Genomic DNA, 25,631 nt, shown 5'->3' with positions numbered 1-25,631 from the left:
AAAAGGGCATTATTGCTCTATGTCAATAAATCGAGGGTTCGTAATTTTGTTTCTACATCTGATCCAAATATCCTTCTGAATATCCCTCAGAAATCCATTCTTCCTTTCCAATACTTTTGAAAATTCAACAGTAAACCAGTATCCTTCAGTACAAGTACCTGGTCCTTTTGTAAGCGTAAAATCTTTATTAGGAAACATAATTGTCCTGGAAAAACCACCTGATCCGTGTTCAATATCATCTAGAAAACCGTTTTGAGTCCAAGTTCCATTGAAATTCTCAGTCGATATCCTTAAAACCCCGGCTCCAAACAGCCACTCGACCGAAAGATCCAATACTTAGGAAAATTATTTGCAGATCGACTGAAACAAAAAAGGCCTTAGCTGATTACTCAGCCAAGGCTTTTTCTTTTTTGGCTGTTGTGCCTGGTTGCGCAAAGCCGGTATGAACGCCGGCTGAAAAACAAACCAGCGCTGGAGAATGTTTGTTGGGCTGTAGATTGGTTGGGGTGAGGTGTGGTAATTCTATTGAAGTTATTCGCTTATGTTTTCGATGCCGGAACATTTACAGATGCAATCAAACTAATATGGAGCGATGGTCAATAATCACTACTTTTAGAGCCATTAAATCTGCTGCTATATGCAAGTTCGGTTACTCATCATCGCATGTTTACTCTCCCTTACAGGATATTCACAGAAAATAGAAATTTTGAAGACAGGCATCAAATCCAGCCTGCGCGGGCTTTGTGTGCTTAACGATAACCTGATCTGGACCAGCGGCAGCGGTGGCACCGTTGGCCGGTCTACCGATGGCGGCAAAACCTGGGAATGGAACATAGTACCGGGATTTGAAAAACGTGAGTTCCGCGACATTGAAGCATTTGACGCCAATACTGCTATAGTGATCGCTATCGCAGAGCCGGGTAATATCCTCAAAACAACAGATGGTGGCAAAACATGGAACAACGTATTCACCGATACCACCAAAGGCGTGTTCATGGACGCAATGGACTTTGCAGATGCAAAGAATGGCATCGTGATCGGAGATCCCATCAACGATGAAGTATACCTGCTCACTACCAAAGATGGCGGCAACTCATGGGACAAATACCGCGGCTCCCCTATCAAAGCCGGCAAGGGCGAAGCATTCTTCGCAGCCAGCGGCACCAATATCATTTATCATGCAAAGAATAAATTCACAGCTGTTTCAGGAGGAATGGTTTCGCGCATACTCACACCCGATAATGCCATCGAGCTGCCAATGGTAAAAGGGAAAGAGACCACCGGCGCTTATTCCCTGGCTGTTTACAAAGACCAGGCAGCCGTGGTAGGTGGCAATTATACTTCCGATACTTCCACTGAAGGTAACTGTGTGCTCTTCAAACTCAGTCAGCCTGCAGCATTCCGTAAGCCGGCTGTACCGCCACATGGTTACAGGAGCGGTGTGGAATTCATCACAGGCGGACAACTCATCTGCTGTGGCACAAGTGGTGTGGATGTTTCCAATGACCTCGGCATGCACTGGACACTCATCTCCAAAGAAAGCTACAATGTGGTGAAACGCTCAAAAGCAGGCAGGACGGTGATTCTGGCAGGAGATGGGAAGATTGCAAAATTAGTGTATTAAAAATATTCGAAGTGCTGGCAGTCGCTCGCCTCCCCGGCGAGTGACTTTTTTTTGCTCACCTCTGGCTAGCCACCGTGCACACGCTGTTTATTTCTTGAAAGCAAAATATACCGCTCCCAGCAACAGCACAAAGCTCACCAGGTACTTCCAGTGAAATGGTTCTTTCAGATAGAATACTGCAAACACCGTGAACACAACGAGGGTGATCACTTCCTGGGTCATCTTCAGCTGGAAACCGTTGAATCCGTTGCCATAGCCCAGCCTGTTGGCAGGCACCATCAGACAATACTCGAAGAAGGCAATGCCCCAGGCCACGAGGATAGCCTTCCACATCGGGATATTCTGGTTCTTGAGATGTCCATACCAGGCGATGGTCATGAAAATATTGGACGCTACCAGTAAGAGAATGGTCTTCATATATGTTGTTGAGAAGTTCACGTAAAAGCCCGTGCAAGCACGGGCTTTATATATTCATCTATATGTGAACGTTAGTAACTTAGTTGAGTCCGCGGAAATCCACGGGTACCAGTTTGCTTACACCAGGTTCCTGCATGGTAACGCCATAGATCACGTCTACGGCGCTCATGGTCATTTTGTTGTGCGTTACAATGATGAACTGGCTTTCTTCACTGAACTTGCGGATCATCTGCGTGAACTTGCCAACGTTGGCATCATCCAGCGGCGCGTCCACCTCATCCAGGATACAGAAAGGAGCCGGTTTGATCAGGTAGATGGCGAAGAGCAGCGCGGTGGCCGTAAGGGTCTTCTCTCCACCACTCAATTGCGTGATGGATGAAGGGCGTTTACCTTTTGGCTTCGCGACGATATCGATACCTGTCTCGGCCAGGTTCTCAGGATTCTCCAGGATCATGTCAGCGGTATCATCTTCCGTGAAGAGGGCCTTGAACACTTTCTGGAAGTTCTCGCGTACCTGGTTGAATGTGTCGAGGAACTGCTGGTTGGCAGTGGCTTCCACTTCCTGGATGGTCTGCATCAGGCTGTCCTTGGCCGTTACGAGGTCGTTCTTCTGTTCGAGGATGAACTCATAACGTTTCTTCATTTCCATGAAGGCTTCGATGGCTGTGGGATTCACTTCCCCGAGATTCTCCAGGCGTTTCTTCATGCGATCGCATTTTTCCTGGAGCTCTTCAGTGGGTATATCGTTGGTCCTTGGCTGATCGATGATCTCATCGAGGTCGATGCGAAATTCCACGTTGAGCCTTTCCTTCATACCGGCCAGCTGGAGCTTCAGTTCAGTGAGCTTGTCTTTGATCTCGGTGAGGAGATGATCCAGTTGCTCACGCTCTTTCACTTTGGCCCGCAGTTCGGATTCCTTTTCATTGAGCGCGTTGCGCATATTATAGAAGGCCTGGTCGGCTTCGTTCAGTTTCTTTTCTTCTTCTTCCTTGCGGCGCATCATGTCTACCAGTCCATTCTCAGCATTGGCAAGCACTTCTTCGTTTTCCGTGAGGCTCTCAACGGTCATTTTCAGTTGTGCGTTGTTGCTTTCGATCTGTGTCTTGAGGTCGCGGAGCTGATTGCCTTTGAACTCTGATTCCTGTTTCAGCTGGTTGATTCGGCTATGCTGTCGCGTTACCTGCAGGTTGAACTCGTTGTACGATGCAGTTGCCTGCTGGTACTGGCTTTCAGCATATTTGTATTCTTCTTCCGCTACGCGCAGGGTTTCGCGGATCTCATTCAGTGTGTCTACCAGTTTCATCCATTCCTGGCGTGTGCCTTCGATGGAAGCGGAAGTGTTCTGCAGGTTCATCTGCAGGTCTTCCATCCTGTTCTGGGAGGAGCTTTGCAAACCGTGCAGGCTCTCGATCTTGTTCTGGAGCGAGAATACCTGGTTGGTAAGACGGTTGATATCTTCCTGCGCCTGTTTGATGGCGGTTTCCTTCAATTGTTCATTGTAGCCGATCACTTCATTGTGCTTGGCCTGGATCGCCATTTTCAGGTCTGCAACGATCTTCTCCTGCACCTGGATCTCTTCGAATAATTTCTCGAGGTTCTTGGCGCGGCCGATCTTCTTTCCTTCGAATACTCCTACACTGCCTCCGGTGAGGGAGAATTTCCCTTTTACATATTTACCGGTCTTTTCCAGCACCACTGAGCCATTGGAATTTTCCAGGGCGCTCTCATTCTCCGCGATGAACACATTGCCCAGCAGGTGTTCTGCCAGTTGACGGTACTGCTCATCCACCTCAATCACCTGCATGGCAGGAATGGTATCGGCGGGTGCGCTGTGCGCAGAAGCATCGGCGTTAGTGAGCTTGTCCAGCAGGAAGAAGTTCGCTTTCCCTTTTTTGTTATTATCCAACAGGTGAACGGCCTGCATACCTTCCTGGAGGTTGTTCACCACATAGTAGTTGAGGTAAGGCTCCAGCACGTTCTCCACAGCTGCGCGGAATTCCTCTTTTACATAAATGATATCGGAAAGAATGGGCGCTGTATGGTTCCAGTTAGGATTGTTGTGCAGGAATTTTACGCTCTCGGGATAACCTTCCATGGAGTCGATAAGACTCTTCAGCAGGTCGTATTCGTTGCGTTTGGCATCCAGTTTACGGTTCTCTTCGGCCAGTTGCTGACGAAGGATTTCCATTTCGGACTGCGACTGAAGGATCTGCTCCTTGGTGCGCTCATGTTGCTCCTGGAGTTGTTGCAGATCGCGCTTGCGGCTTTCGAGCTCCTGCTCACGCGTCATCATTTCTTCTTCGAGCTGCTTGAGCTGGCTGCGACGAACTTCTTTCTCTTCTTCAATCTGCGAGATGCTGGATTGAAGGTTTTGAATAGAAGTATCGGCAACGGCCACTTTTTTCTCGGCTTCAAACTGGTTGCGCTGCATGGCCAGGTTCTCGCTGCGGAGACTGTCTACATGCACACGCTTTGTATCGAAGATGCCACGTTTCTCTTCTGATGAGGCTTTCAGGTCTTCGAGCTGTTGTTCGAGGCCTTCCAGTTTTCCTTCTTCCTCTCCGATCTGGAGCTTGGTGAATTCGATGCTTTCTTCCAGTCCTTTGAGTGTTCCTTCAGATTTGTTGAGGAATTCCTGGAGACTGTTTTCGCGTTCCTTGAGGAAGTTCAGTTTTTGAGAAGCGAGGTTCTTATCGTTTTCCTTGGTGCGCAGTAATTGCAGGAGGTCGTTGAACTCATGCTGCATGCTTTGCAGGGCGCGTTCTTTTTCGATGAAACCTACTTTTTCTGCTTCGATGCCTGCTTCTTCGTTGGCGATGATGGCTTCAAGGCGGATCTTTTTATCTGTTTCGGTTTCAGATTGAGTATTCAGATCGCGGTAAGTGAGATTGAAACCTTCCAGTGAAGCTTTGGCCAGTTCGATGGAGTACTCGCGGTATTCCTTCTTGATCTCATAGAATTTCTCCGCTTTCTTGGCCTGGTTCTCGAGCATTTTCAACTGGTTGTTGATCTCGAACAGCAGGTCTTCGATACGGGCAAGATCCTGTTCGGTGGCGTCCAGCTTTTGTTTGGCTTCTTTCTTACGTGTTTTATAGATAGTGATACCAGCGGCCTGTTCCAGCATGCGGCGGCGGCTGTTCTCTTTGTCTTTGATGATCTCGTCCACCATACCCAGTTCGATGATGGCATAGGAGTCTGTGCTCACCCCGGTATCCATGAAGAGGTTCTGGATATCCTTGAGGCGGCATTGCACATCATTGAGACGATACTCGGACTCCCCGCTTTTGTAGAATTTACGCGTTACGGTAACCGTATTGAATTCTGTGGGCAGGAGATTCTTGGTGTTCTCGAAGGTAAGGCTAACTTCCGCGAGGCCACTGGCGGAGCGGGTTTTGGAGCCATTGAAAACCAGGCTTTCGAGGTTTTCAGAGCGGAGATGACTGATCTTCTGTTCACCGATCACCCAACGGATGGAGTCAATGATATTACTCTTGCCACATCCATTGGGGCCGATAACGCCGGTGATACCAGTGTCGAAGTTCAGCACGGTCTTATCCGCGAAACTTTTAAAGCCCTTAATTTCTAAACTCTTTAATCGCACTTTTGTCTATTTTTTTAAAGGACAGCAAATATAACAGCTTTGAGGTACAAAATAGGTTTTGCTTTGTTACCGTCCTCCAAATTCAATAGATTCTTATGCACCATTACTTCACTTGTGCAGTTCGTGGGGATAAAAAGAGCCGGAAACGCTATAAAATACCGGTTTCCGGTACAATAATATCGCGACTAAGCTCCCATCCGAGGATGGCTTTCTTGCGTTCCGGTCCCCACATATAGTCGGCCAGCACCAGGTTCTTACGGATCACCCGGTGACAGGGGATGAGAAAAGCAACTGGATTGGCTCCTACAGCGGATCCTACGGCCTGCAGTGCACGCGGGTTCCCGATCTCCCTGGCCACATCCTGGTAAGTGGTCAGCGATCCGGAAGGAATTTTTAAGAGTGCATTCCAAACCTTTACCTGGAAATTGGTTCCTTTCACCAGCACGTTCAGTTTTTCCTTTCTTTTGGAAGGATCGAAAACCATTTCAGTCAAAAGGGCTGTCTTTTGCGGATTGTGTTGCAGCACGGCTTTCTCCCAACTCAACTGCAATTGCTGAATGGCTTTTTCATGATCTGCATCCGCCAGAAAATGCAGGTAGCAGATGCCGCGCGGCGTGGCGCCGATGATCACTTCGCCAAATGGTGTTGAATGGAAACCATAATCGATGACGATGCCCTCTCCTTTTTCCCTGAACTCCTGTGGTGTAACGGCTTCCAGCGTTACAAACAGATCGTACACACGGCTCTGGCTGCTGAGCCCTGCGGCATCGGCAGCATCGGCTATACTGGAAAAATCCCTCAGTTTCTCTTTGAGAAAATCGGCCGTCAGGTATTGCATGAAACGTTTGGGACTGATGCCCGCCCAATCCGTGAACATGCGCTGGAAATGAAAGGGGCTCACATGCACCTGCGCGGCCACTTCTTCCAGGTCAGGCTGGTCTTTGAAGTTGGCATACAGGTACTCGATGGCCCTGGCGATAGTATTGTATTGATGTTGTTCTGCTGTCAAGGAACGGTAAAGTTCTCTCTTTTCAAATAACATACGCTACAGTTTTTTGTTGTGAACGATACTATCACAAAACTCCCACAATAGCGTTGTTGAAGCAACCCGCTTCTTGCGGAAACCGTCTGAGCACCATAAGCCGCATTTTCATTAACTTGACGCCTGATATGATAAGAATCTTAGTTGCCATAGCGCTTGTTTCGTTTTCTACTTCTCCCCTTTTCGCCCAAAAGGAAAAGGAAAAAGTAAAAGTGGACAGTATCGCTTTCCATTTGTATACAGACAGCCTGAAGAAAGGCGGTGTGTACAATTACATCAACGTAGATGGAAAAATGAGCAATGGAAGATGGCAACCATTGTCTGCCGAAGACATCAGCTTCACCACATCAGGAGGTAAATTCGACGGCTGCAATTTGTATTTCGATTCAACGTTCAACGCAGACAGTGTAGTAGTAAAAGCGATCCTGAAAGCAGACACATCTTTGCGCGAAAGCATCACCATCTACATCAAGAAATTACCCGATGACGAGGTATTGAAATCGATGGAAGAAGTGATGCAACCTTCAGGCAGGCAGCCCGCCAGGAAGAGGAAGCGCGGATAAAAGCTGCTGCAACACCAGCCAGTGAGGCAAAGGTTTATGACAAGACGGCCTTCAAAACATAAGCGAAGAAGCCCAACAGCATTACCTCTGCCCCATCCAACCCACCAACGCTCATCCAACATTCTCCCGCGCCGGGTATGTTTTACAGCCGTCGGTTCATAACCTTTGCCGAACGCCCCAATACTCTAAAAGATGATCGCATAAAAAAAAGGCAAAGCGAAATCATTTCCGCTTTGCCTTTCCACCTGCCAGGCACAAGGTGTATTTCACTCCAAATACCTGGCGAGGGTTGAATTTATTTTACCGGAGCTTTCTGTTCCTGCATTTTCTTCGCGTCTTCTACAAATTTCGCGAGACCGATATCAGTCAGCGGGTGTTTCAGCAGACCCAGGATGGCATCCAGCGGGCTGGTGCAAACATCGGCTCCTACTTCAGCGCATTTCACAATGTGAAGCGGGCTGCGGATACTTGCTGCCAGGATCTCAGTCTTGAAGCCCTGCAGGCTGTAGATATGAGCGATCTGCTCGATGAGTTGTACGCCGTCCCAGTTGCTGTCATCGATACGACCGATGAAAGGAGAAACGTAGTTGGCGCCAGCTTTCGCAGCCAGGATAGCCTGACCGGCGGAGAATACGAGTGTACAGTTGGTTTTGATTCCGTTGTCGGAAAAATATTTGAGTGCTTTCACACCATCTTTGGTCATGGGGATCTTCACCACGATGTTCGGATGGATAGCTGCGAGTTTTTTACCTTCTTCGATCATACCGGCGAGATCGGTTGAAATCACTTCAGCGCTCACATCACCGCCATCCACGAGCTCGCAGATATCGAGATAATGTTTATTGATGGCTTCTTCTCCGCGAATGCCTTCTTTAGCCATCAGCGAAGGATTGGTGGTTACACCATCGAGAATACCGAGATCATGGGCTTCCCTGATCTGTGCAATATTGGCTGTATCAATGAAGAATTTCATAACAAAAAATTTAGATAAGTGGTACGGAGTATAATGGAGAGGAAAAATAGAAAAAAAATCGGCAGATTACTTACATCGCACCGCTACAACCGCGTACCCTTGCTGCCTTCCGGCCCTGGGGGAGTCTGCAGGAGCTGGTCGTGTAAGACCTGCCGGCCGCAAAGATAAGGAGAAATGAATTCATTTGAAAATCAAATGGCTCAAAATATTGAAAATCATTCTCCGCATAATTAGCTGCATCCGCCAGATCCTTTACTCCATCAGGCTTCTAATAACTCTGCCCTCTCATGATCCCCTGCCTTCCCGTATATGAATTCACTCTTCCTACCGATATCAATTCATCGGCCCTGCCACCGATCGGCCGGTAATAAACCAGGATCATGTATTCATTTTCGCTCTCCCAGAAATTACCTTCCGTGAACTCGAAGCTGGCCTGGCGTTTGGGATCATTCTTATCGATGGTCACATAACAATAATCATAATAACCCTGCTTCAAAAACAGGCTTGTTTCATACGCACCTTTTCCTTCGTTCCAAACCATTTTGGCTGAATCGTTGAGATTGTAACCTGTCAACTGACCAAAAAGATAAATGTCTTTATCCGGGAAAGGAATATTACCCTTTGGCACATACGAAAAGAAGACAGTAGCGTAATCAGTTTGCCAGAGCGGGTTGATGCTTTCCGTGGTTTCGATGGTATACATGCCATTGGCATCCCTGAAGAAATTGAATCGTTGTCCGCTTCTGTCTGTATCAGGATGCATGAAGATATCGGTGCTGGTGGGCTTGTTCTTCACACTGGCGATCTGTGCGCTGAGAAAGCGGATACTGCGAATATCCACCCATCTCCACTCCTTTCCTGCCGGAAAGATGGCATCGTTCTCTGTATTGTATTCAAGTGTATTGCGGGAGAAGAAAGTAGGCTTGAGATCGATATGGGCATTGTCCCATCGGTAATTCTGAAGAATAGCCACACGCACCTGCTGCAGGTGGTTGCTCACCCTGAGCGCATCGCTGAGCTGCACTTTGAACTGCACTTTCTGACCTGTGCGGAAGAATTGTCCGTTGAATGGCTGCTGGATCTGTACGGGAACGCTGGCTTTTTCATCCACCACCAGGAATCTTTTGGTGAAAACGGTCTTACTGGTATCAGCATTCAGAAAAACACGGAGGATATAATTGCCGGATCGGGTGGGAAAACAGTTCTGGTCCGGCAGCGAGGCCTGGTAATGCGTATACCTGGTGAAAGCGATGCTGGACGTGCGATAGGTATTGATACGCTGCTGCATGAAGCCACGCATATAATCGAACTGACTCAACAAAGCCGGCGTCCAGTCTGCATTGCAGAGCTGGAAAGTGTAGGAATATGGTTTCACGCCTCCGCCGATCTCGTCGAAATGCAGTTCCAGTTTTTCACTGCTGTTGAGGCGGATAACGGGATAACTGAGCTGATCCCCACTGCGGAACAGCTGAACAGACTTGATATTGGGCGCATAAACTGCGTCCGGGATCTGTGCCATCGACACTCCTGAGATCGCCATCAAACAAAGCAGGTACAAGGTTTTCATCGGTTGATCTGTTTACTTCGTAAATGTACTGTGCACAATTATAACATAAATAAAGAAAAAACTTTGGCAGTATTTGAAGCCAGCGGCTATTTTTGAGGCGCAATAAACATACCCATCTTGAATATCGCCGCCTATATTGCCAAACGGATCGCTTTCAACACGCAAAAATCATTCTCCAGGTTCGTGATCCGCTTATCCATAGGCGCCACTATCATCAGCGTGGCCGTGATGATCCTCACCATGGCCTTCACCAATGGATTCAAGGAAACCATCAGCCAGAAAGTTTTCAGTTTCTGGGGACATATCCGCATCCAGAGCTGGGGTGGCTCGCGTGTCACCATTGCAGAAGAGATCCCCATCCGCAAGAATGACTCCGTCACCAATCTTCCCAAACTGCATCCTCAGATCAAATCCGTTCAGGCATTCGCCACCCGCAATGCCATCCTTAAATCCGAGGAGACCATCGAAGGCGTTCTCATCAAAGGCGTGGAAAAGGATTATGATTTCTCCAATCTCAAGGGATTCCTCATAGAAGGCCGCTGGATCAATTTTCCCGATAGTGGCTACAGCAACGAGATCAATCTCTCGCAGCATATCGCCAACCGGCTCAACCTGAAAGTGAATGATGCCCTCCTCGTTTACTTCATCCAGCAGGGCGCCCCGCCGCGCACCCGCAAACTAACGGTAACGGGCATCTACAAAACCGGCATCGAGGAATACGACAAGCTCATCGCCATCGGTGACCTCCGTCTGCTCCAGCGCCTCAACAACTGGCAGCCCGAACAGATCGGCGGATACGAGCTCATCCTGAACAACCTCAACCAGATGGATGAGGTGAACGAAGCCATCATCCCCGACCTTCCCATGGGCATGCGTGGCAATACTATCAAGAATATCTTCCCCAATATCTTCGACTGGCTGGGCCTGCAGAACAAGACCATCATGATCGTGATCATCATCATGATCGTGATAGCAACGCTCAATCTCATCACCTGCCTCCTCATCCTGGTGATGGAGCGCATCCGCATGGTTGGATTGCTCAAAGCGCTTGGCGCCAGCAACTGGACCATCCAGAAGATCTTCCTCTTCCATGGTGCGGTGATCATCTTTACCGGCCTCTTCTTCGGCAACCTGATCGGTCTGGCAGTTTGCTGGCTGCAGCAGCATTACGGACTGGTGAGCCTTCCTGAAGACGCCTACTACATTTCGAAGATCGAAGTATTTATCGTGTGGTGGCAGGTAGCGCTCGTCAATGCCGGCACCTTCCTGATCTGCTTCCTGGTGCTGCTGATCCCCACCATTATTGTAAAGATGATTCAGCCGGTACGGGCGATACAATTCAGGTAACTCTTTCTTTACTGGGGGTTCGTCGAAGGATATGAACGCCGGCTGGGAAATGAACCAGCACGGGAGGATATTTGATGGACTTTTGTGGGGATAGATGGGGCTGTGGAATATTATTGTACTGCTTCGCTTACATTTCGCAAGGACGGCTTTTCATATCACTTCGACTCACTTCCCCGAATGTGCAACAACAATTGCCCTGGTACCAGCAGCCAAAATCCAGCATAGAAAGAAGCCGCATCTGCGCAACATTAAACTTGAAAGGCAAACCAATAGCGCCGATGTAGCAATCAATTGGCACTACAACGGCATCAGAAAAGTGCTGATAGAGTAGCTGCAGAGTTGATATAAGAAAGAAGAAAAAGAGAAAGGCAGGAATATAGAGGCTGAATCCATTCAATCATCCCCATTGCATATCGGTCCACTGCTGCACCAGCATCGTGCGGGGCCCGGAGGGTATGTGTAATTCCGGCCCCGGAAACGTAAGCGAAACAGCCCAACAGAATTACCACAGCCCAATCCAACCCACTATTGCCCAACATATATCCTCCCGCGCCGGTTCGTTTCCCAGCCGGATTACACATACCCCCGGGCCCTAAAAAACCATCATCCCAACGTTATACTATATGCGAAAGAATAATCCCCGTTGCCACTGCGGCATTCAGCGATTCCGCTTTGCCAACCCGCGGAATGGTAACCTTATGACTGCTCATCTCAAGAAGTTCATTGCTGATGCCCTTACTTTCGTTACCAATCAGCAGTATGCCTTCTTTCAGCTGCCCGAGCTTCGGCAGCGGCGTGCCATTCAACGTGGCCGCATATACGGGAATATCGGAGTGCTGCTGCAGGAATTGAGGAAGGTCTTCGTACAAAACGCGGACCCTGGAAATGCCCGCCATGGTGGATTGCACTACCTTGGGATTGAATACATCGGCCGAATCGCGGCTACAGATTACAGTGCTGATCCCGAACCAGTCGGCGCAACGGATGATGGTGCCCAGGTTGCCGGGGTCCTGAACGGTATCGAGCATTAACGAAATTTTATTTCGAAGGCTGAGACCCGCCGGGAAGGCAGGTTTGCGGAAAACGCCCAGCACCTGGTGCGGTGTCTGCAAGAAGGAGATGCGCTCCAGGTCGGCAGGAGTGACCGTCTGCACTGCATTCTGTGGAAGAAATGCCTGTTTCTGTATCCAGGCTTGCTCGGCGTAAAGCTGAACCAGGTCTGTATTTCCGGCCTGCAGTAACTCTTCCACGATCTTGGGACCTTCCGCTACAAATACTCCTTCTTCATCCCTTAATTTTTTCTGGCTTAAACTTTGAATATATTTGACCTGCGTTTTAACCAACATTACGCTTCGATTTTAGTGATGATATCATCCGGCCAGCAAGTTACTGCATTTGTAAAGCAATCACGGTGGGTAGTTTATTGCCTGCTTTGCATGATGCTGGGAAACAGCTGCATCCCTACTGTGAAGAAAGCCATGATCGGCAAGACATTCGTTTATCAGACCAATATCGAGATCAAAGGCAGTATGCCAGGATACAAGAAAAGGGAACTGGTGAACAAACTGCAGAACCAGCTCGACGATAGTCTTAAAGTTCGTGTGGTCTCCTGGGCAGGCATCGTGATGAATTATGTGAAGCCTCCCATCTTCGATACCACCAATATCGGACGCTCCAAGGTTTTCATGACCGCCCTTCTCAAGGCTAACGGTTTCTTTCAGTCGAATATATCAGATACTTTTTACTTCAAAACAGTCAATAAGCGGAATCGCACTTATATCACATTAAATGTAGACCCTGGTGTGCAGCTGACCATTGACAGTATCGGCTATGCGCTAACCACTCCCGAGCTGCAGCAGCTGGCGCTGGAATACCAAAACCGCTCAGATCTCAAGAAGAAGGCGCCCTACACTACAGATGTCATCTCCACGGAGATCGACCGGCTGCTGACTTCGTTCCGCGACAATGGCTATTACAAGATCACCCGGGAAAGTGTATACGCAGAAGTGGATACAGTAGTTGCCGCCCTCATCGATCCCACACTCGATCCTTTCGAACAGATCCAGCTGCTGGACTCGCTAAGGCGCAAAAGAGAAAAGCCCACCATCAATGTAGTTTTCAAACAGCGGGAACCGAAAGACAGTACACACCTGAACAAATTCTACATAGGCAATGTATCTGTGTACCCTGACCTGTACCTGATGGAAGATACTTCGGATGCCAAAAGGGATACCACTACCATCGAGCAGTTCAAATTCTTTTACAATACACGCAAGTTCAAGCTGCCTTTTATTGCCGAGAATATTTCACTCCGTCCCGGAGCACTTTACCGGCAAAGAAGGTATTACCGCACCATCAATAATTTCAACCAGCTGGGGCCATGGCAGAATGTGGACCTCGATCTTCGAGAACGTTACGATTCAGTGCCGCTGCTGGATGCCACACTCCGCCTCTATCCTGCCAAGAAACAAAGCATCACTGTGGATGTGGAAGCCAGCCGTAATGTGAGCGACTTCCTGTCCAATGGCCGCTTCTTCGGCATCGGTCTCAACTTCCGCCTGCTGGACCGCAATGCTTATCGCGAAGCCATACAGACCAGCACCAATGCACGTTTCGGGATCGAGCTGGGAACCAACCTGGTGCAGACATTGCAGGCCAGCTTTTCACACAATATCTATTTCCCGAAATTCATCCTGCCCTGGAAACAGAGCAGCAGCCGGGAAGACCGTATCCTCAGTCCACGTACCGTGCTGAGCCTGGAAGCGGGCTATACCAACCGCCGCGAATTCTTCCAGGTGCCCAGTATGAAAGCCAGCTGGGGTTACGAATGGATCAGCGGCCGCGTGCGCGGCAGCAGCGAAACACCGCGAAGAAGGGTCAACTGGCAATACATCCCGCTCAATTTCGAATATACCAGTGTGCGCAAGACCGATAGTTTACGCCGTCTGGAAAAAGATATTTCCGCGTACCGCTTCGCCTTCAACGACGGTATGATCATCAGCCAGGTGCTCAGCGCCAGCACAGTAACTACCAGGGGTAAACGAACCACGCTCCTGCGCGGACGTGTGGAAGAAAGCGGAGCCATCTTCGGACTGATCAAAAACCTGGAACTGGGTGACCTTCGCCGTTATGTGAAACTGGATGCTGAAGTGAAACATTATATCGACTACGGAAGATCCTCTCTCGCATTCCGCGCCTATGGCGGCGTGGGCCTTATCTATGGGAAGACCACAGATACCAATGGCGCCATCATCAGGGAATACAATCTCCCATTCTTCAAGGCCTTCTCCGCAGGCGGTCCATACAGCATGCGCGCCTGGCAGATCAGAAGACTTGGCCCCGGCTCTGCAACCCTGTACGAGCCCACAGACTCCACTTCCGCTATCGACCGCTTCGGCAATATGCAGCTCGAAATGAATATGGAGTACCGCTTCAACCTCACTACCATCGCAGGTATCAAAGTGGCCAGCGCACTCTTCGTTGATATCGGGAATATCTGGAGCAAGGAATTCGATAACACCGGTAAGAGCATCGATGATGCCAGTTTCCGGTTAGACAGATTGTACAAAGATATTGCCGTAGGCGGGGGCACCAGTCTTCGTTTCGATTTCGATTTCTTCCTCATCCGGCTCGACTGGGCCTATAAACTCAAGAACCCGGTATTTGCCAATACAAATGGAGGCTGGTTCCACAAGCTTGAGATCACCAGCGGACAATTCCAGCTGGGTATCGGTTATCCTTTCTGATCAGGCTCAGCGCCTGTTTTCACTACATCGATATAAGTGGCTACCTGCTCCATGGTCATGGACTGGTCCAGCGTAAAATCACCGATGCGAGTACGCACCAGGCTGCTGAGATAAGCGCCGCACCCCAGCTCTGCACCGTAATCCTGTGCCAGGCTGCGTATATACGTGCCCGTTGAACAGACCACACGGAAATGCACAACCGGCAGGTCCACGGAAGTGATCTCGAAGGTTTTGATAGTTACAGGACGCGGGTCCACTTTTACTTCCAGTCCCTTACGCGCCAGTTCATAGAGCCGCTTCCCATCTTTCTTGATGGCAGAATGCATGGGAGGCATTTGCAGGATATCGCCGGTGAAAGGAAGAGTGGCAGCGAGAAGCTGCTCATGAGTGAGGTGCTGGAACTCTTTGAAATTCTCCGGTTCACTTTCCAGGTCGTAAGTAGGCGTAGTGGCGCCCAGGGTGAAAGTACCGGTATACTCTTTTTCACGGGCCATGTATTCATTGATGCGCTTCGTGAATTTGCCGGTGCAAACGATCAGCAGGCCGGTAGCCAGCGGATCGAGGGTACCTGCGTGACCCACTTTCTTGATGCGGATCATATTGCGCACTTTGCGCACCACATCGAAAGAGGTCCATTCAAGAGGCTTATTGATCAGCAATACCGTCCCCTGCTCAAATACATTTACCGGTGTAGATTCCATGCGGCGAAGATAGGAATAGCCGGTTAAATAGCCTGCCTCGCTTTCAGCTCAAGGTATTTATTCACGGTTTCCACGGTCAGGTTCTGCGGCGTGGTGAGAATGGTGGAGATGCCATGCTGTTGCAGCTCTTTCACGATCAGTCGTTTTTCATGACCGATCCTTTCTGCAATTGTGCGCATGTAGAGACTTTCGATATCGGTCACTTTCTGTCCGGTGAGTTGTTTCAATTCCGTATTCTCGAAGAACACCACCAGCACCAGGTGGTTGCGGGCAATACTGCGGATATAAGGCAACTGTCTTTGCAGCCCTCCCACAGATTCGAAATTGGAAAACAATACTATGAGGCTGCGCTGTGTGATGCGGGTGCGCACCAGCGCATAGAGCTTTTCGTAATCGGATTCCAGGAACTGCGTTTGCTGGTTGTAGAGAGTTTCCAGCACCAGGTTCATTTGTCCGGCCTTCCTGTCGGCAGGCACAAACTGGCCGAGCGTATCCGCAAAAGTGACCATGCCGGCTTTGTCCTGCCGCAGCAGAGCCACTCTCGTGAGCACCAGCGTGGCATTGATGGCATAATCAAGCAGGCTCACACCTTCGAAAGGCATCTTCATCACTCGGCCTTTGTCTATCACACAATAGATCTGCTGGCTTCTCTCATCGGAATAATTGTTCACCATCAGTTGTCCGCCTTTGCGGGCTGTGGCTTTCCAGTTGAGGCTACGGATATCATCTCCCGTAACATATTCCTTGATCTGTTCAAACTCAAGACTATGGCCGATCTTGCGGATCTTCCTGCTGCCGGCGTCTGCCAGGTTATTGCTCATGGCGCGCAGCTCAAACTGGCGAAGGGCAAAGAAAGAAGGCATCACTTTGATCACAGTGGACTCCCCGCTTTCCTGGTATCGGCGGATGATCAGTCCCAGTACACTTTTCACAAACACATTGGTATAATGGAAAGTATACTCGCCACGCTCTACCGGCCGCAGCTTATAATGCAGTATGGTTTCTTTCCCAATGCCCAGGCTGGCTTTCATCAAAAAGTCCCTGCGCTGGAACTGCACAGGCAGCTCTTCGATCACTTTCAGGAAAACAGGAAAACTGTAACTGCTCTTCAGGTGAATGCTCACGGTATTCTCATCACCGTTGCTGAAACGGTCCGCCATATTCCGTTCTGCATTGATGCCATTTGTTTTTGCAAAGAGGATCAGGTAATCCAGCAGCACCAGGGCAGCAAAAAACAATACCGCGTATTTGGCGATACTGTACAGGTACAACCAGTTGTAGGATAGCACAAACAACAGGATCAGCACCGCAAATCCCCAATAGAATGCGCGGCCGAAGAACAATGGTTTTATGAAACGCTTCAGCATCTTTTATCTTGGAACCTCTATTTGTGTAATAATATCCCTGATCACGTCATCGGTATTGGCGCCTTCCATTTCTTTTTCGGGCGTCAGCACCAGGCGGTGGCGGAGTACAGCTGGCGTGATATGAATGATATCTTCCGGTGTGATGAAATCACGTCCACGGATAGCCGCCAATGCCTTTGCTCCGTTCAGGATACCGATACTGGCGCGGGGCGATGCCCCCAGGTAGATCGCTTTATGATTGCGTGTATTGGCTACGATGCCAGTGATGAAGCCGATCAGTTTGGGCTCAACATGCAGGGCACGCACCTGTTGACGCAGGTTTTCGATCTGCGCCCCGGTCAGCACCTCGTTCACCTGGCCCATCATATCTTTCAGGTTGCTCTGGTGATGTTGCATCACTACCTGGTATTCCTGCTCCTGTGTGGGATAGGAAACGATGATCTTGAACAGGAAACGGTCCAGCTGAGCTTCAGGCAGGTGATAGGTTCCCTCCTGCTCTATCGGATTCTGCGTGGCCACCACCATGAAGGGGGATTCCAGCGCATAACTATGACCATCAACCGTAACCTGTTTTTCTTCCATCACCTCAAAGAGGGCCGACTGTGTTTTGGCAGGCGCACGGTTGATCTCATCTATCAGCACGATATTGCTGAAGATAGGTCCACGCTTGAACTGGAAATTGCTTTCTTTCGGATTGAAAACGGAAGTACCGATCACATCGCTCGGCATCATATCCGGCGTGAACTGGATACGGGAAAAATCAACAGAGATACATTTGCTCAGCAGTTTCGCCGTAAGGGTTTTGGCAACACCGGGCACACCTTCAATGAGCACATGACCGTCTGCAAGAATGGCGGCCAGCAACAGCTCTACCATTTCTTCCTGGCCTACGATCACTTTTCCGATCTCCTGCTTCAGGATGTGTACGCTCTGGTGCAGGATGCCTAAATCGGTGCGGCTCTGAAAAATTTCGTTCGTTTCCATGTATAAGTATGCGTTTGTATAAGTAATTGTTTGATGGATCAGGTATGCTGATAGAAATGGTCCAGCTTCTGCTGCAATTCCAGCAATTCCATATCGCTTACGCCCTCGTTGGCCTGCGCGTATTTCAACTGGTACAACAGATTGGCGAGCGCTACTTTATCATATCCTGATTTATGGGATAATTTTTCAACAAATTCATCATCCATGGTAGTGCGCACATTGAACTTCCTCCGCACATGGTCCATAAAGATAGCAGCCATTTTGTAAGCGAGGTTGTTATTGTCCTTACGCTGCAGGTAGAGGCGGCCCACTGTTCTGGCAAATTCCACGGTGGCATTCTTCAATGGCGGACGCACAGGCACCACACGCTGCTTGCGTTTGGATTCGAACAGGTACACCAGCAATGCCAGCAGGAGCAGCAGCCACATGGCGGCAGCCAGCGAAGGCTGGTTCCTGAGCCAGCCCAGGGCAGAGAATTTCTCATCCTCGTTCTTGCGGTGTGTGCGGAAATATTCGTTCCATTGAATATCTGTGATAGAGGAAGGCAAATGGCTCATCACAGCATCATAATATCTTTTATTGTCTTTGTGCAACAGGAAGAAATTGCTCAGGGCCTGTGGCGCACAATGCAGGTACAGAACGCCGCCGTTGTTATAGGTAAATTTCAGGAAATTCGGTTTACCATCAGCGTTATGTCCAAGAACAGTGGTGATGCTGGAGTCAAACTTCGAGAAATAAGCTTCAAAGGGCATTCCAGGATATGAAAATGTATCGGTCTTTCCGGTAACGGGGTCGTCGATAGTCACGGCACGCTGTTGCGAAAAGAAATCGGTAGACATTTCAAGATGCAGCGAATCCAGGATATGCTCATTGAAGCGCCAGGCAGACAGAAAGAGATGACCGCCTCCGGAGATGAAATTGCCCAGCGTGATGGATTCCTCTTCTGTTGGTAGCACATTCCTGTAAATGATAATGTATGCAGTATTCTTTTCTCCCTGTTGCATCAGGCCGCTTTTGTCCACATCCACTGTAGCGTCCGGGAAAATATGCTGCAGATTCTCGAAAGCATACCACGTGCCATAGGGGATCTTGTCTGTTCGCAGCAGTGTTACGCGCTTGTCCAGGACTTTCTTTTTCTTCGGCCCACAGGACATAATGAGCACAGTGGACAGCAGTGCCAGCAGCAACCATTGATATGTCAGTAGCTTTTTCAATGGCTGTACGTATTTAGGAAATTCTGGAAATCTTTGTACACGAGACCGAACTGTTCTTTGTTCAGTTCAAATTCACCATACCATACATAATCATAGATATTGGTGAGATAAGCAAATGTTCCCTGCGGATCGTTTGCTTTCATCTGTTTCACATAATCGTGGTTGGTAGATTTGGCATCGAGATGTATCCATCCTTTTTCATCCATCCTGCGAAGCGTGAAGAGATAGCTGTAGCGGATAGCCATCCTGAATTTTTGCTGATCGATGGATTCACGGATCTTTTGCTGCAGTTCATCTTCATTCAGCTCCTCTTCTGCCGTAGCCTGTTCATCTTCTTTCAATCTTGCCGGTTGCTGCCATGGCCAGCGGTCGCCCATCAGTTTATATACCAGGAAAGCAAGGAGAGCAATCAACAGGGCAATGAATATTACTTTCACAACGCCAAACACGCCGGAGAAATCCAGCATGGAAAGGTCGCGTTCTTCTCTTTCCCTTTTGGGTTTGTTATTGTCTTTTTTCTTTTTTTGCTCTGGTTTATCCCAATATTCAGGATCATTCGCATACGCGAAATCAGGATCGGCCTTGTAGCGCTTCACGATGGAATCCGGCACTTTGCGCAATGCAGGTTCTGCAGGGGTAGTTATAGCGCCGGTTCCTTCGTCTTCCCCTTCTTCATCTTCCACGGAATACTTAGCCTGTGGCGGCGCAGTATCCACAATAACTTCCTGAGCGCTGGCCAGCGAGCAGCAAAAGACGGCTATCACTACCATCAGTAAGCGCCAATTTGCACAGGAACGATATGAGTTCAGTAAAACCATGAGTGATTATGACAATTCAGGGGATTGCGATCTTCTGTTCACAATCATAGGATAGATCACAAAATACCAGATGATAAAAATAAAGGAGATGGCCAGGATGGATATGCTCAGGGCTTTGGGCATATGCGTAAGCCTGGTGACGAAACCTTCCAGGAAGGCGGCTGCAATGAAGATCGGCACCAGTCCGATGATCAGCATGGCCCCGTGTTTGGCGCCCACTTTCAGCGAATCGATCCGTTTTCTTGTTCCGGGGAACAGGATGCTGTTACCAAGTATGAAGCCCGCCGCACCGGAGATCACGATGGCGGATATTTCCAGGGAACCATGTATCCAGATCACCAGCACGGAATCCCAGCCCAGTCCTTTTGCAAAGAACATATACTGGAATGCGCCCACCATCACGCCGTTGACGAATAACAGCCATACAGAACCGAGCGACAAAAAAAGCCCGCCCACAAATACCAGGAACGACACCTGTATATTGTTGAGCGCAATGCGGAGGAACATTTCCATCCGGTTCTCATCTTTATACACACCAAAAGGATCTCCCTGCGCGATATTGTCTTCCGTCATTTCCACATACCCGTCGCCGAGGATGCCCCTCACGAAACTGTCGTCATGAGCCGCCGAGAAAGCAGCCATGATGGCCATGGTGGTGAATATGATGAATGCCCAGAATAATTCGCGGCGGTGTTTGTAATTGACGAGCGGCAGATCGGTCTTCCAGAACCGGAGGATCCGGGAACCGGGCTCTCTTTTATTGCGGTAAATATCGAGATAGATGCGGGAAGCCATCCCGTTCAGGTAACGGGTGACTCTGCTTTCTGGATAAAAAGTTTTTGCGTATCCAAGATCATCCACCAGTTCAGTGAAACGTTTGGCAGTTTCATCGGGGTCTGCCTGCTGGTTGAATTGGTATTGCTTCCACTTCTCAACATTCTTTTTTAAGAAAAGGCCTTCTCTCACGGATCAGAAGTTTATAAATTTATGCCGGAATAAATATAATAGTTAAATCTTAGAACGTTACTATCAGGGTATTCATTTTATCTTTTTATTTGTTTATCAATGGCATTGCTCAAATTAGATACAGGTTTCAATCTCGAAGTGGAAATTCCGGTGGCGTCTTTCGGTAAACGTCTTTTGGCCTGGCTGATCGATGGGGCAGTGTGCATTGTTTACCTGATTGTGGTGAATGTGCTGGCGATAACAGCCGGCGCCGGCTGGCTGGGATATATTTTCATTCTACCCTATCTTTTGTACCACCTCCTGAGTGAGATCATGCTGAATGGCACCAGTCTTGGCAAATACGCCATGGGCCTGCGTGTGATTGCAGAAGATGGCGGCACGCCCACCATCAACCAGTACCTGATCCGCTGGCTGTTCAGACTGATTGACTCCCCCTTCGGGTTCATGGCCCTGGTAACTTCACAGGCCCTCCCCTGGTGGAGCTTTCCGCTGATCTTCACCGGCATTGCCGTAACGCTGTTCACACCCAAAAGCCAGCGTATAGGCGATATCCTGGCAGGCACCATCCTGATCGACTTCCGCACCAATCCCAATATCTACGATACTATTTTCACAGAAGTGGAATCCACCTACCAGCCACGTTACCCGGAAGTAATGAGATTGAGCGATAAAGACATCAATACCCTCAAGGGCATTCTCCAAAGCATCACCAGCCGTGGCGATATGGGCATGGCCATGCGCATAGCAGACCGCATCAAAGCCAAGCTGAACCTGCAAAGCGATGAAGATTCCTTCCAGTTCCTGCACACCCTGATGAAGGATTACAACTATTACACCACACGTTAGATCAACGGCTCATCATCAGCGCTCCGCCAATAATGGAGAAAACAAAAATGAGTACGTAGAATGCAATGATGATAATGGTGAGGATACCCCAGTATTTGGAGTATTTGCGAAAATTGTTCAGGCTCAGGTTGAGCTGTACCTGGTCATTACTCCTGACGGCAGCAATGGCCTGAACGGAGAATCTGTATCTCCAGAAATTAGGGATGAGATAGATGGCAGTGATCAGCAAATAGAAGAGCGTGATCATAACACCTCCGCCTGTTCCCAGCATGCTCATGGTGTCGCTCATGCCAGGCATGGAGCCGTACATGGTGGCGATGATACTTCCGGCAAAAAGGGAAAACACAGCCATCAGTCCACAGAGTACAAACCAAACGATGGAGATGAATTTGTTCCATTTGGCTGCTTCCAGCAAATAGTTGGCGCAGGGCTGGTCTATCGAAAGATCCAGCAGGCTTGTTGAATTTTGTTCCAATGTCTAACTTTTAAGAGGTGATCGAATGTGGATAAATGAACAGCTTCACGATATAGCTGATCATCACCAATGCCAGCACGGTCCAGGCATAATTTACCAGGAACCTCTTACTGACAATTCTTTTACTACAGAGCCAGAGCAGGGATAGAACAATCAGAACAAGTACAGGAACAAGTGGCGGGTAGAGGTAAAAGCTGGAGGCAAAATCTCCTTTGAGGGCCGCTGCCAGTGAGCGTTGTGCGCCACACATCGGGCAATCCACATTGAAGAGCTGCTTGTACATGCAGGGCAGCATAAAATTGTCCATCCAGAGGAACATGGGCCAGTGTCTTGAAAATGAAAAAGGGTGATTGAAAATAATCTTGGATTTTCTTCAATCACCCTTTGTTCATTGTAAGCAATTATAAATGTTGGTTCATGTTCCAGAAGGAAGTGGCTGCTGCGCCGAGGATCGCTATTACAACAATGTAATAGAGAATGTAAAGGGCGCTGAGCGCTAGTCCGATGATAGACATGATCCAACCTGCATTGAGTTGACCATATCCATCCCAGATTGCGGGATTCTCCTTGTACAGTTTCCTGCTTTTGTTACCTAATACCAGACCGATAATGCCCAGTACCAGACCTACAAAAAAGCATGAACATACGATTGACAAAATTCCCATTACCAGTACTGCAGTTGCATTAGGCAGCATGGCTTTAGGTTGGTTGCTTTGGGGTTGACTTAAATTTTCCATGAAATAGGCGGTTTTTTGAATATTGGGTTACAAGAAAATGAAAAAAAATGAATTCTTAAAATATATTAATTCACAAGACCTTAATAATCACTCTTATGAAATCGTTCATGCGTATCAATATGCCTGAGCGAACAATACCCGCTGTTTGCTGGGGTTACCTGTAAGCACACATTTGCCTTCTTCCTGCTCATTGTCAAGAGGAATGCAGCGGATAGTGGCCTTTGTCATCTCCTTGATCTTCTCCTCTGTTTCAGCGGTTCCGTCCCAGTGCGCGGAGATGAATCCGGCTTTGCCGTTCAGGGTTTCCACAAACTGGTCCCAGGTATCCACTTTGGTGATATGGCTGTTGCGATACTCCAGGGCTTTGTTGTAAATGGCTTGCTGGATCTCGGTCAGCAGGGCAGACACTCTTTCCGTAAGACCGTCCAGGCTCACGGTGGTCTTTTCCTTAGTATCCCTTCTCGCCAGTTCCACAACATTGTTCTCCAGGTCGCGGACGCCGATGGCGATTCGAACGGGAACTCCCTTCATTTCATATTCGGCGAATTTCCAGCCCGGCCTTGAATTATCATTGTCATCAAATTTCACGCGGATGCCGGCAGCTTTGAAACTGTTCACCAGCTCCTGCCCTTTCGCATTGATCTGCGCACGGCTGTCTTCACCTTTGTAAATAGGAACGATCACTACCTGCATGGGTGCAATTCTTGGAGGAAGGATCAGTCCATCATCATCACTATGCGCCATTACGAGAGCGCCGATCAGACGGGTGCTCACGCCCCAGCTGGTGGCCCATACGTAATCGAGTTTGTTTTCCTTATCGGAGAATTTCACATCGAAAGCCTTGGCGAAGTTCTGCCCGAGGAAATGGGATGTACCGGCCTGGAGGGCTTTACCATCCTGCATCAGCGCTTCGATACAATAAGTATCAACGGCGCCGGCAAATCTTTCACTTTCTGTTTTCACGCCTTTAATAACGGGGAGGGCCATCCAGTTTTCCACGAAATCTTCATACACGTTCAGCATTTTTACTGTTTCTTCCACGGCTTCCTGTGCAGAAGAATGCGCAGTATGGCCTTCCTGCCAGAGGAACTCTGCAGTACGGAGGAACAAACGGGTACGCATCTCCCAGCGGACCACGTTCGCCCACTGGTTGATGAGAATGGGCAGGTCGCGGTAACTCTGGATCCAGTTCTTGTAAGTGTTCCAGATGATGGCTTCACTGGTGGGGCGGACCACCAGCTCTTCTTCCAGCTTCGCTTCCGGATCAACCATCAGCGCGCCTTTTTTATCGGGATTTGATTTGAGACGATAGTGAGTAACCACTGCGCACTCTTTGGCGAAACCTTCTGCATTCTTTTCTTCGGCTTCGAAGAGGCTTTTGGGAACGAACAACGGGAAATAAGCATTCACATGTCCGGTGTCTTTGAACATCTTGTCCAGTGCATCGCGCATGTTCTCCCAGAGCGCGAACCCATATGGTTTAATTACCATACAACCGCGTACCGCGGAATAATCTGCCAGGCTCCCTTTTATTACCAGGTCATTGTACCATTGCGAGTAATCTTCGCTTCTGCTGGTGATCTCTTTGCTCATAGTTTCTTGATAATTTTTAACACTCCCCCCGCAACATTTTAATCGCTGTCACGGTCAATTTATTGTAATTTTAAATTGTGAAGTAAGCAAAAGTAGTACTTCGCATTGTAAAACGTTAAAATCGCAACCATGAAGTCCCGGTTTATCCTCTTAGCAGTACTTATAGCCACTGGTTTTACCAGTTGTTCAGTATACAAGTCTGGGCAAACGCCGGATGACGTTTATTATTCCCCTGAACGGACCGTCGTAGCCGGTGGAGGCGGAGATGATTATGTTGATGTGAGAGACAGACAAAGCTCGCGTTACCAGTCATCTTCCAGATACAATAATTACAACGATGATTATTATTACGATGATGATGCATATCTCCGCATGAGAGTGCGCAATCCATACGCATACTCACGCTGGAGCATGTTCGATAATTACTGGAACGACTGGGGAATGTACGGTGGCTACGGCCCCGGTATGAGTCTTGGTCTCGGATTCGGCAATTACTATTCTCCCTGGTATAGTGGCTTCTACAATCCAATGTACGGCTATGGCGGCTGGAACCACGGATGGAACAGCTATTACTACTGGAACAGTTTTTACAATCCCTATTGCGGTGGCGGCATTGTGGTGAATCCAAAGGACAATCCCGGAATGTACACCAAGGTGCGCAACTTCAATATGAGCAGCTATAACGGAACCTACAACAACCGTAATACTTCTCTGAACAGCAGGAATACCCGCAGTTCTTACAGACTGCCTTCCGGCATCGGGGTTTATAACAACACCAATCGCACTACAACCAACTCTTACCGCTCCGGTAACAATGGCGGAAACGGTAACGGCCGCTACTACAATACCCGCGGAAACAGCGACCGCCAGAACAGGACTTACACTCCACCTTCCAACAACACCGGCAATTATGGTCGCAGCAGCGGCGGTAGTTACGGCGGCGGCAGCTCCAGTGGTGGCAGCAGCGGTGGAAGCAGTGGCGGTGGTGGTGGCGTAAGCAGGCCAGGCCGCAACTAATTTTTACTGGTTGAGTACACTATCAACAAATTA

The 25,631-nt window shown here is 48.8% G+C and carries 22 protein-coding genes and 1 other RNA gene; 6 read left to right on the top strand and 17 right to left on the bottom strand.

What is annotated here, in order from left to right; all coding sequences use genetic code 11:
- The first annotated feature begins 637 nt into the window (after positions 1-637).
- Positions 638-1,624 carry a WD40/YVTN/BNR-like repeat-containing protein gene (locus FSB84_RS15455; RefSeq protein ID WP_130538842.1) on the top strand — a complete coding sequence of 329 codons (987 nt, stop codon included), beginning with the start codon at positions 638-640 and terminating at the stop codon, positions 1,622-1,624.
- An 87-nt stretch (positions 1,625-1,711) separates the two neighbouring features.
- Here the strand turns inward: FSB84_RS15455 and FSB84_RS15450 are convergent, their stop codons facing one another.
- From FSB84_RS15450 to FSB84_RS15440, 3 genes are all read right to left on the bottom strand, one after another.
- On the bottom strand, positions 1,712-2,041 hold the full coding sequence (locus tag FSB84_RS15450; RefSeq protein ID WP_130538841.1) for a DMT family protein: 330 nt from the start codon (positions 2,039-2,041) through the stop codon (positions 1,712-1,714).
- A gap of 79 nt (positions 2,042-2,120) precedes the next feature.
- A complete protein-coding gene (smc, locus tag FSB84_RS15445) occupies positions 2,121-5,642 on the bottom strand; it encodes a chromosome segregation protein SMC (RefSeq protein WP_130538840.1) in 3,522 nt (1,173 codons plus the stop codon).
- A 148-nt stretch (positions 5,643-5,790) separates the two neighbouring features.
- Complete coding sequence (locus tag FSB84_RS15440) at positions 5,791-6,684, bottom strand: methylated-DNA--[protein]-cysteine S-methyltransferase (protein ID WP_130538839.1); 894 nt, start codon at positions 6,682-6,684, stop codon at positions 5,791-5,793.
- Positions 6,685-6,812: 128 nt separating this feature from the next.
- On the opposite strand from FSB84_RS15440, the gene FSB84_RS15435 reads away from it, so the two are divergent.
- Positions 6,813-7,247, top strand: a complete 435-nt coding sequence (locus tag FSB84_RS15435; RefSeq protein WP_130538838.1) for a hypothetical protein — start codon at positions 6,813-6,815, stop codon at positions 7,245-7,247.
- 295 nt (positions 7,248-7,542) lie between these two features.
- Here FSB84_RS15435 and fsa read toward each other — a convergent pair whose 3' ends face one another.
- From fsa to FSB84_RS15420, 3 genes are all read right to left on the bottom strand, one after another.
- A complete protein-coding gene (gene fsa / locus FSB84_RS15430) occupies positions 7,543-8,220 on the bottom strand; it encodes a fructose-6-phosphate aldolase (RefSeq protein ID WP_130538837.1) in 678 nt (225 codons plus the stop codon).
- Between the two features lie 56 nt (positions 8,221-8,276).
- An RNA gene (gene ffs / locus FSB84_RS15425) (signal recognition particle sRNA small type) lies at positions 8,277-8,375 on the bottom strand.
- A 113-nt stretch (positions 8,376-8,488) separates the two neighbouring features.
- Positions 8,489-9,787 (bottom strand): type IX secretion system plug protein, encoded by a 1,299-nt coding sequence (locus tag FSB84_RS15420; RefSeq protein WP_130538836.1) that lies wholly within the window; start codon positions 9,785-9,787, stop codon positions 8,489-8,491.
- A 117-nt stretch (positions 9,788-9,904) separates the two neighbouring features.
- Between FSB84_RS15420 and FSB84_RS15415 the strand changes: the two genes are divergently transcribed.
- Positions 9,905-11,134, top strand: a complete 1,230-nt coding sequence (locus FSB84_RS15415) for an ABC transporter permease (RefSeq protein WP_130538835.1) — start codon at positions 9,905-9,907, stop codon at positions 11,132-11,134.
- Positions 11,135-11,748: 614 nt separating this feature from the next.
- On the opposite strand, the gene FSB84_RS15410 is transcribed toward FSB84_RS15415, so the two are convergent.
- On the bottom strand, positions 11,749-12,480 hold the full coding sequence (locus tag FSB84_RS15410; RefSeq protein WP_130538834.1) for a TrmH family RNA methyltransferase: 732 nt from the start codon (positions 12,478-12,480) through the stop codon (positions 11,749-11,751).
- A gap of 90 nt (positions 12,481-12,570) precedes the next feature.
- Between FSB84_RS15410 and FSB84_RS15405 the strand changes: the two genes are divergently transcribed.
- The gene (locus tag FSB84_RS15405) at positions 12,571-14,880 is read left to right on the top strand and encodes a BamA/TamA family outer membrane protein (RefSeq protein WP_158643927.1); all 2,310 of its coding nucleotides are present in this window, start codon (positions 12,571-12,573) and stop codon (positions 14,878-14,880) included.
- Here FSB84_RS15405 and truB read toward each other — a convergent pair.
- From truB to FSB84_RS15375, 6 genes are read right to left on the bottom strand one after another with little or no spacing between them, the layout of a single operon-like run.
- Positions 14,868-15,581, bottom strand: coding sequence for a tRNA pseudouridine(55) synthase TruB (truB, locus tag FSB84_RS15400; protein WP_130538832.1), 714 nt, complete (start codon positions 15,579-15,581; stop codon positions 14,868-14,870). The genes FSB84_RS15405 and truB overlap by 13 nt on opposite strands.
- A 23-nt stretch (positions 15,582-15,604) precedes the next feature.
- Positions 15,605-16,948 (bottom strand): DUF58 domain-containing protein, encoded by a 1,344-nt coding sequence (locus FSB84_RS15395; RefSeq protein ID WP_130538831.1) that lies wholly within the window; start codon positions 16,946-16,948, stop codon positions 15,605-15,607.
- Between the two features lie 3 nt (positions 16,949-16,951).
- Entirely contained in the window at positions 16,952-17,932 is a 981-nt protein-coding gene (locus tag FSB84_RS15390; protein WP_130538830.1) for an AAA family ATPase, read from the bottom strand.
- Between the two features lie 38 nt (positions 17,933-17,970).
- The gene (locus FSB84_RS15385; RefSeq protein WP_130538829.1) at positions 17,971-19,146 is read right to left on the bottom strand and encodes a DUF4350 domain-containing protein; all 1,176 of its coding nucleotides are present in this window, start codon (positions 19,144-19,146) and stop codon (positions 17,971-17,973) included.
- Positions 19,143-19,916 (bottom strand): DUF4129 domain-containing protein, encoded by a 774-nt coding sequence (locus FSB84_RS15380; RefSeq protein WP_158643926.1) that lies wholly within the window; start codon positions 19,914-19,916, stop codon positions 19,143-19,145. Before FSB84_RS15380 ends, FSB84_RS15385 begins: the two co-directional genes overlap by 4 nt.
- 54 nt (positions 19,917-19,970) lie before the next feature.
- Positions 19,971-20,930 (bottom strand): stage II sporulation protein M, encoded by a 960-nt coding sequence (locus tag FSB84_RS15375; protein ID WP_130538827.1) that lies wholly within the window; start codon positions 20,928-20,930, stop codon positions 19,971-19,973.
- 99 nt (positions 20,931-21,029) lie between these two features.
- Here FSB84_RS15375 and FSB84_RS15370 point away from each other — a divergent pair, with 99 nt between their 5' ends.
- Positions 21,030-21,776 (top strand): RDD family protein, encoded by a 747-nt coding sequence (locus FSB84_RS15370; RefSeq protein ID WP_130538826.1) that lies wholly within the window; start codon positions 21,030-21,032, stop codon positions 21,774-21,776.
- Position 21,777: 1 nt separating this feature from the next.
- On the opposite strand, the gene FSB84_RS15365 is transcribed toward FSB84_RS15370, so the two are convergent.
- The 4 genes from FSB84_RS15365 to proS form a co-directional block, all read right to left on the bottom strand.
- Positions 21,778-22,251 carry a hypothetical protein gene (locus FSB84_RS15365; RefSeq protein ID WP_130538825.1) on the bottom strand — a complete coding sequence of 158 codons (474 nt, stop codon included), beginning with the start codon at positions 22,249-22,251 and terminating at the stop codon, positions 21,778-21,780.
- Positions 22,252-22,261: 10 nt separating this feature from the next.
- On the bottom strand, positions 22,262-22,570 hold the full coding sequence (locus FSB84_RS15360) for a DUF2752 domain-containing protein (RefSeq protein ID WP_130538824.1): 309 nt from the start codon (positions 22,568-22,570) through the stop codon (positions 22,262-22,264).
- 82 nt (positions 22,571-22,652) lie between these two features.
- On the bottom strand, positions 22,653-22,988 hold the full coding sequence (locus FSB84_RS15355) for a CCC motif membrane protein (RefSeq protein ID WP_130538823.1): 336 nt from the start codon (positions 22,986-22,988) through the stop codon (positions 22,653-22,655).
- A 114-nt stretch (positions 22,989-23,102) separates the two neighbouring features.
- The gene (gene proS, locus FSB84_RS15350) at positions 23,103-24,581 is read right to left on the bottom strand and encodes a proline--tRNA ligase (RefSeq protein ID WP_130538822.1); all 1,479 of its coding nucleotides are present in this window, start codon (positions 24,579-24,581) and stop codon (positions 23,103-23,105) included.
- Between the two features lie 129 nt (positions 24,582-24,710).
- Here proS and FSB84_RS15345 point away from each other — a divergent pair, with 129 nt between their 5' ends.
- Complete coding sequence (locus tag FSB84_RS15345) at positions 24,711-25,598, top strand: hypothetical protein (RefSeq protein WP_130538821.1); 888 nt, start codon at positions 24,711-24,713, stop codon at positions 25,596-25,598.
- Positions 25,599-25,631: the final 33 nt, after the last annotated feature.

Source organism: Pseudobacter ginsenosidimutans, assembly GCF_007970185.1.
Taxonomy (GTDB): Bacteria; Bacteroidota; Bacteroidia; order Chitinophagales; family Chitinophagaceae; genus Pseudobacter; species Pseudobacter ginsenosidimutans.
The sequence above is the reverse complement of the archived record's forward strand: the minus strand, read 5'-3'. Positions and strand labels throughout refer to the sequence as shown.

What these genes read in the sequence shown, in the direction of transcription:
- FSB84_RS15455 (WP_130538842.1), top strand. Translation starts at nt 638, where the DNA reads ATGCAAGTTCGGTTACTCATCATCGCATGTTTACTCTCCCTTACAGGA.
- FSB84_RS15450 (WP_130538841.1), bottom strand. Translation starts at nt 2,041, where the DNA reads ATGAAGACCATTCTCTTACTGGTAGCGTCCAATATTTTCATGACCATC.
- FSB84_RS15440 (WP_130538839.1), bottom strand. Translation starts at nt 6,684, where the DNA reads ATGTTATTTGAAAAGAGAGAACTTTACCGTTCCTTGACAGCAGAACAA.
- FSB84_RS15435 (WP_130538838.1), top strand. Translation starts at nt 6,813, where the DNA reads ATGATAAGAATCTTAGTTGCCATAGCGCTTGTTTCGTTTTCTACTTCT.
- fsa (WP_130538837.1), bottom strand. Translation starts at nt 8,220, where the DNA reads ATGAAATTCTTCATTGATACAGCCAATATTGCACAGATCAGGGAAGCC.
- FSB84_RS15420 (WP_130538836.1), bottom strand. Translation starts at nt 9,787, where the DNA reads ATGAAAACCTTGTACCTGCTTTGTTTGATGGCGATCTCAGGAGTGTCG.
- FSB84_RS15410 (WP_130538834.1), bottom strand. Translation starts at nt 12,480, where the DNA reads ATGTTGGTTAAAACGCAGGTCAAATATATTCAAAGTTTAAGCCAGAAA.
- FSB84_RS15405 (WP_158643927.1), top strand. Translation starts at nt 12,571, where the DNA reads ATGATGCTGGGAAACAGCTGCATCCCTACTGTGAAGAAAGCCATGATC.
- truB (WP_130538832.1), bottom strand. Translation starts at nt 15,581, where the DNA reads ATGGAATCTACACCGGTAAATGTATTTGAGCAGGGGACGGTATTGCTG.
- FSB84_RS15395 (WP_130538831.1), bottom strand. Translation starts at nt 16,948, where the DNA reads ATGCTGAAGCGTTTCATAAAACCATTGTTCTTCGGCCGCGCATTCTAT.
- FSB84_RS15390 (WP_130538830.1), bottom strand. Translation starts at nt 17,932, where the DNA reads ATGGAAACGAACGAAATTTTTCAGAGCCGCACCGATTTAGGCATCCTG.
- FSB84_RS15380 (WP_158643926.1), bottom strand. Translation starts at nt 19,916, where the DNA reads ATGGTAGTGATAGCCGTCTTTTGCTGCTCGCTGGCCAGCGCTCAGGAA.
- FSB84_RS15370 (WP_130538826.1), top strand. Translation starts at nt 21,030, where the DNA reads ATGGCATTGCTCAAATTAGATACAGGTTTCAATCTCGAAGTGGAAATT.
- FSB84_RS15360 (WP_130538824.1), bottom strand. Translation starts at nt 22,570, where the DNA reads ATGTTCCTCTGGATGGACAATTTTATGCTGCCCTGCATGTACAAGCAG.
- FSB84_RS15355 (WP_130538823.1), bottom strand. Translation starts at nt 22,988, where the DNA reads ATGGAAAATTTAAGTCAACCCCAAAGCAACCAACCTAAAGCCATGCTG.
- proS (WP_130538822.1), bottom strand. Translation starts at nt 24,581, where the DNA reads ATGAGCAAAGAGATCACCAGCAGAAGCGAAGATTACTCGCAATGGTAC.
- FSB84_RS15345 (WP_130538821.1), top strand. Translation starts at nt 24,711, where the DNA reads ATGAAGTCCCGGTTTATCCTCTTAGCAGTACTTATAGCCACTGGTTTT.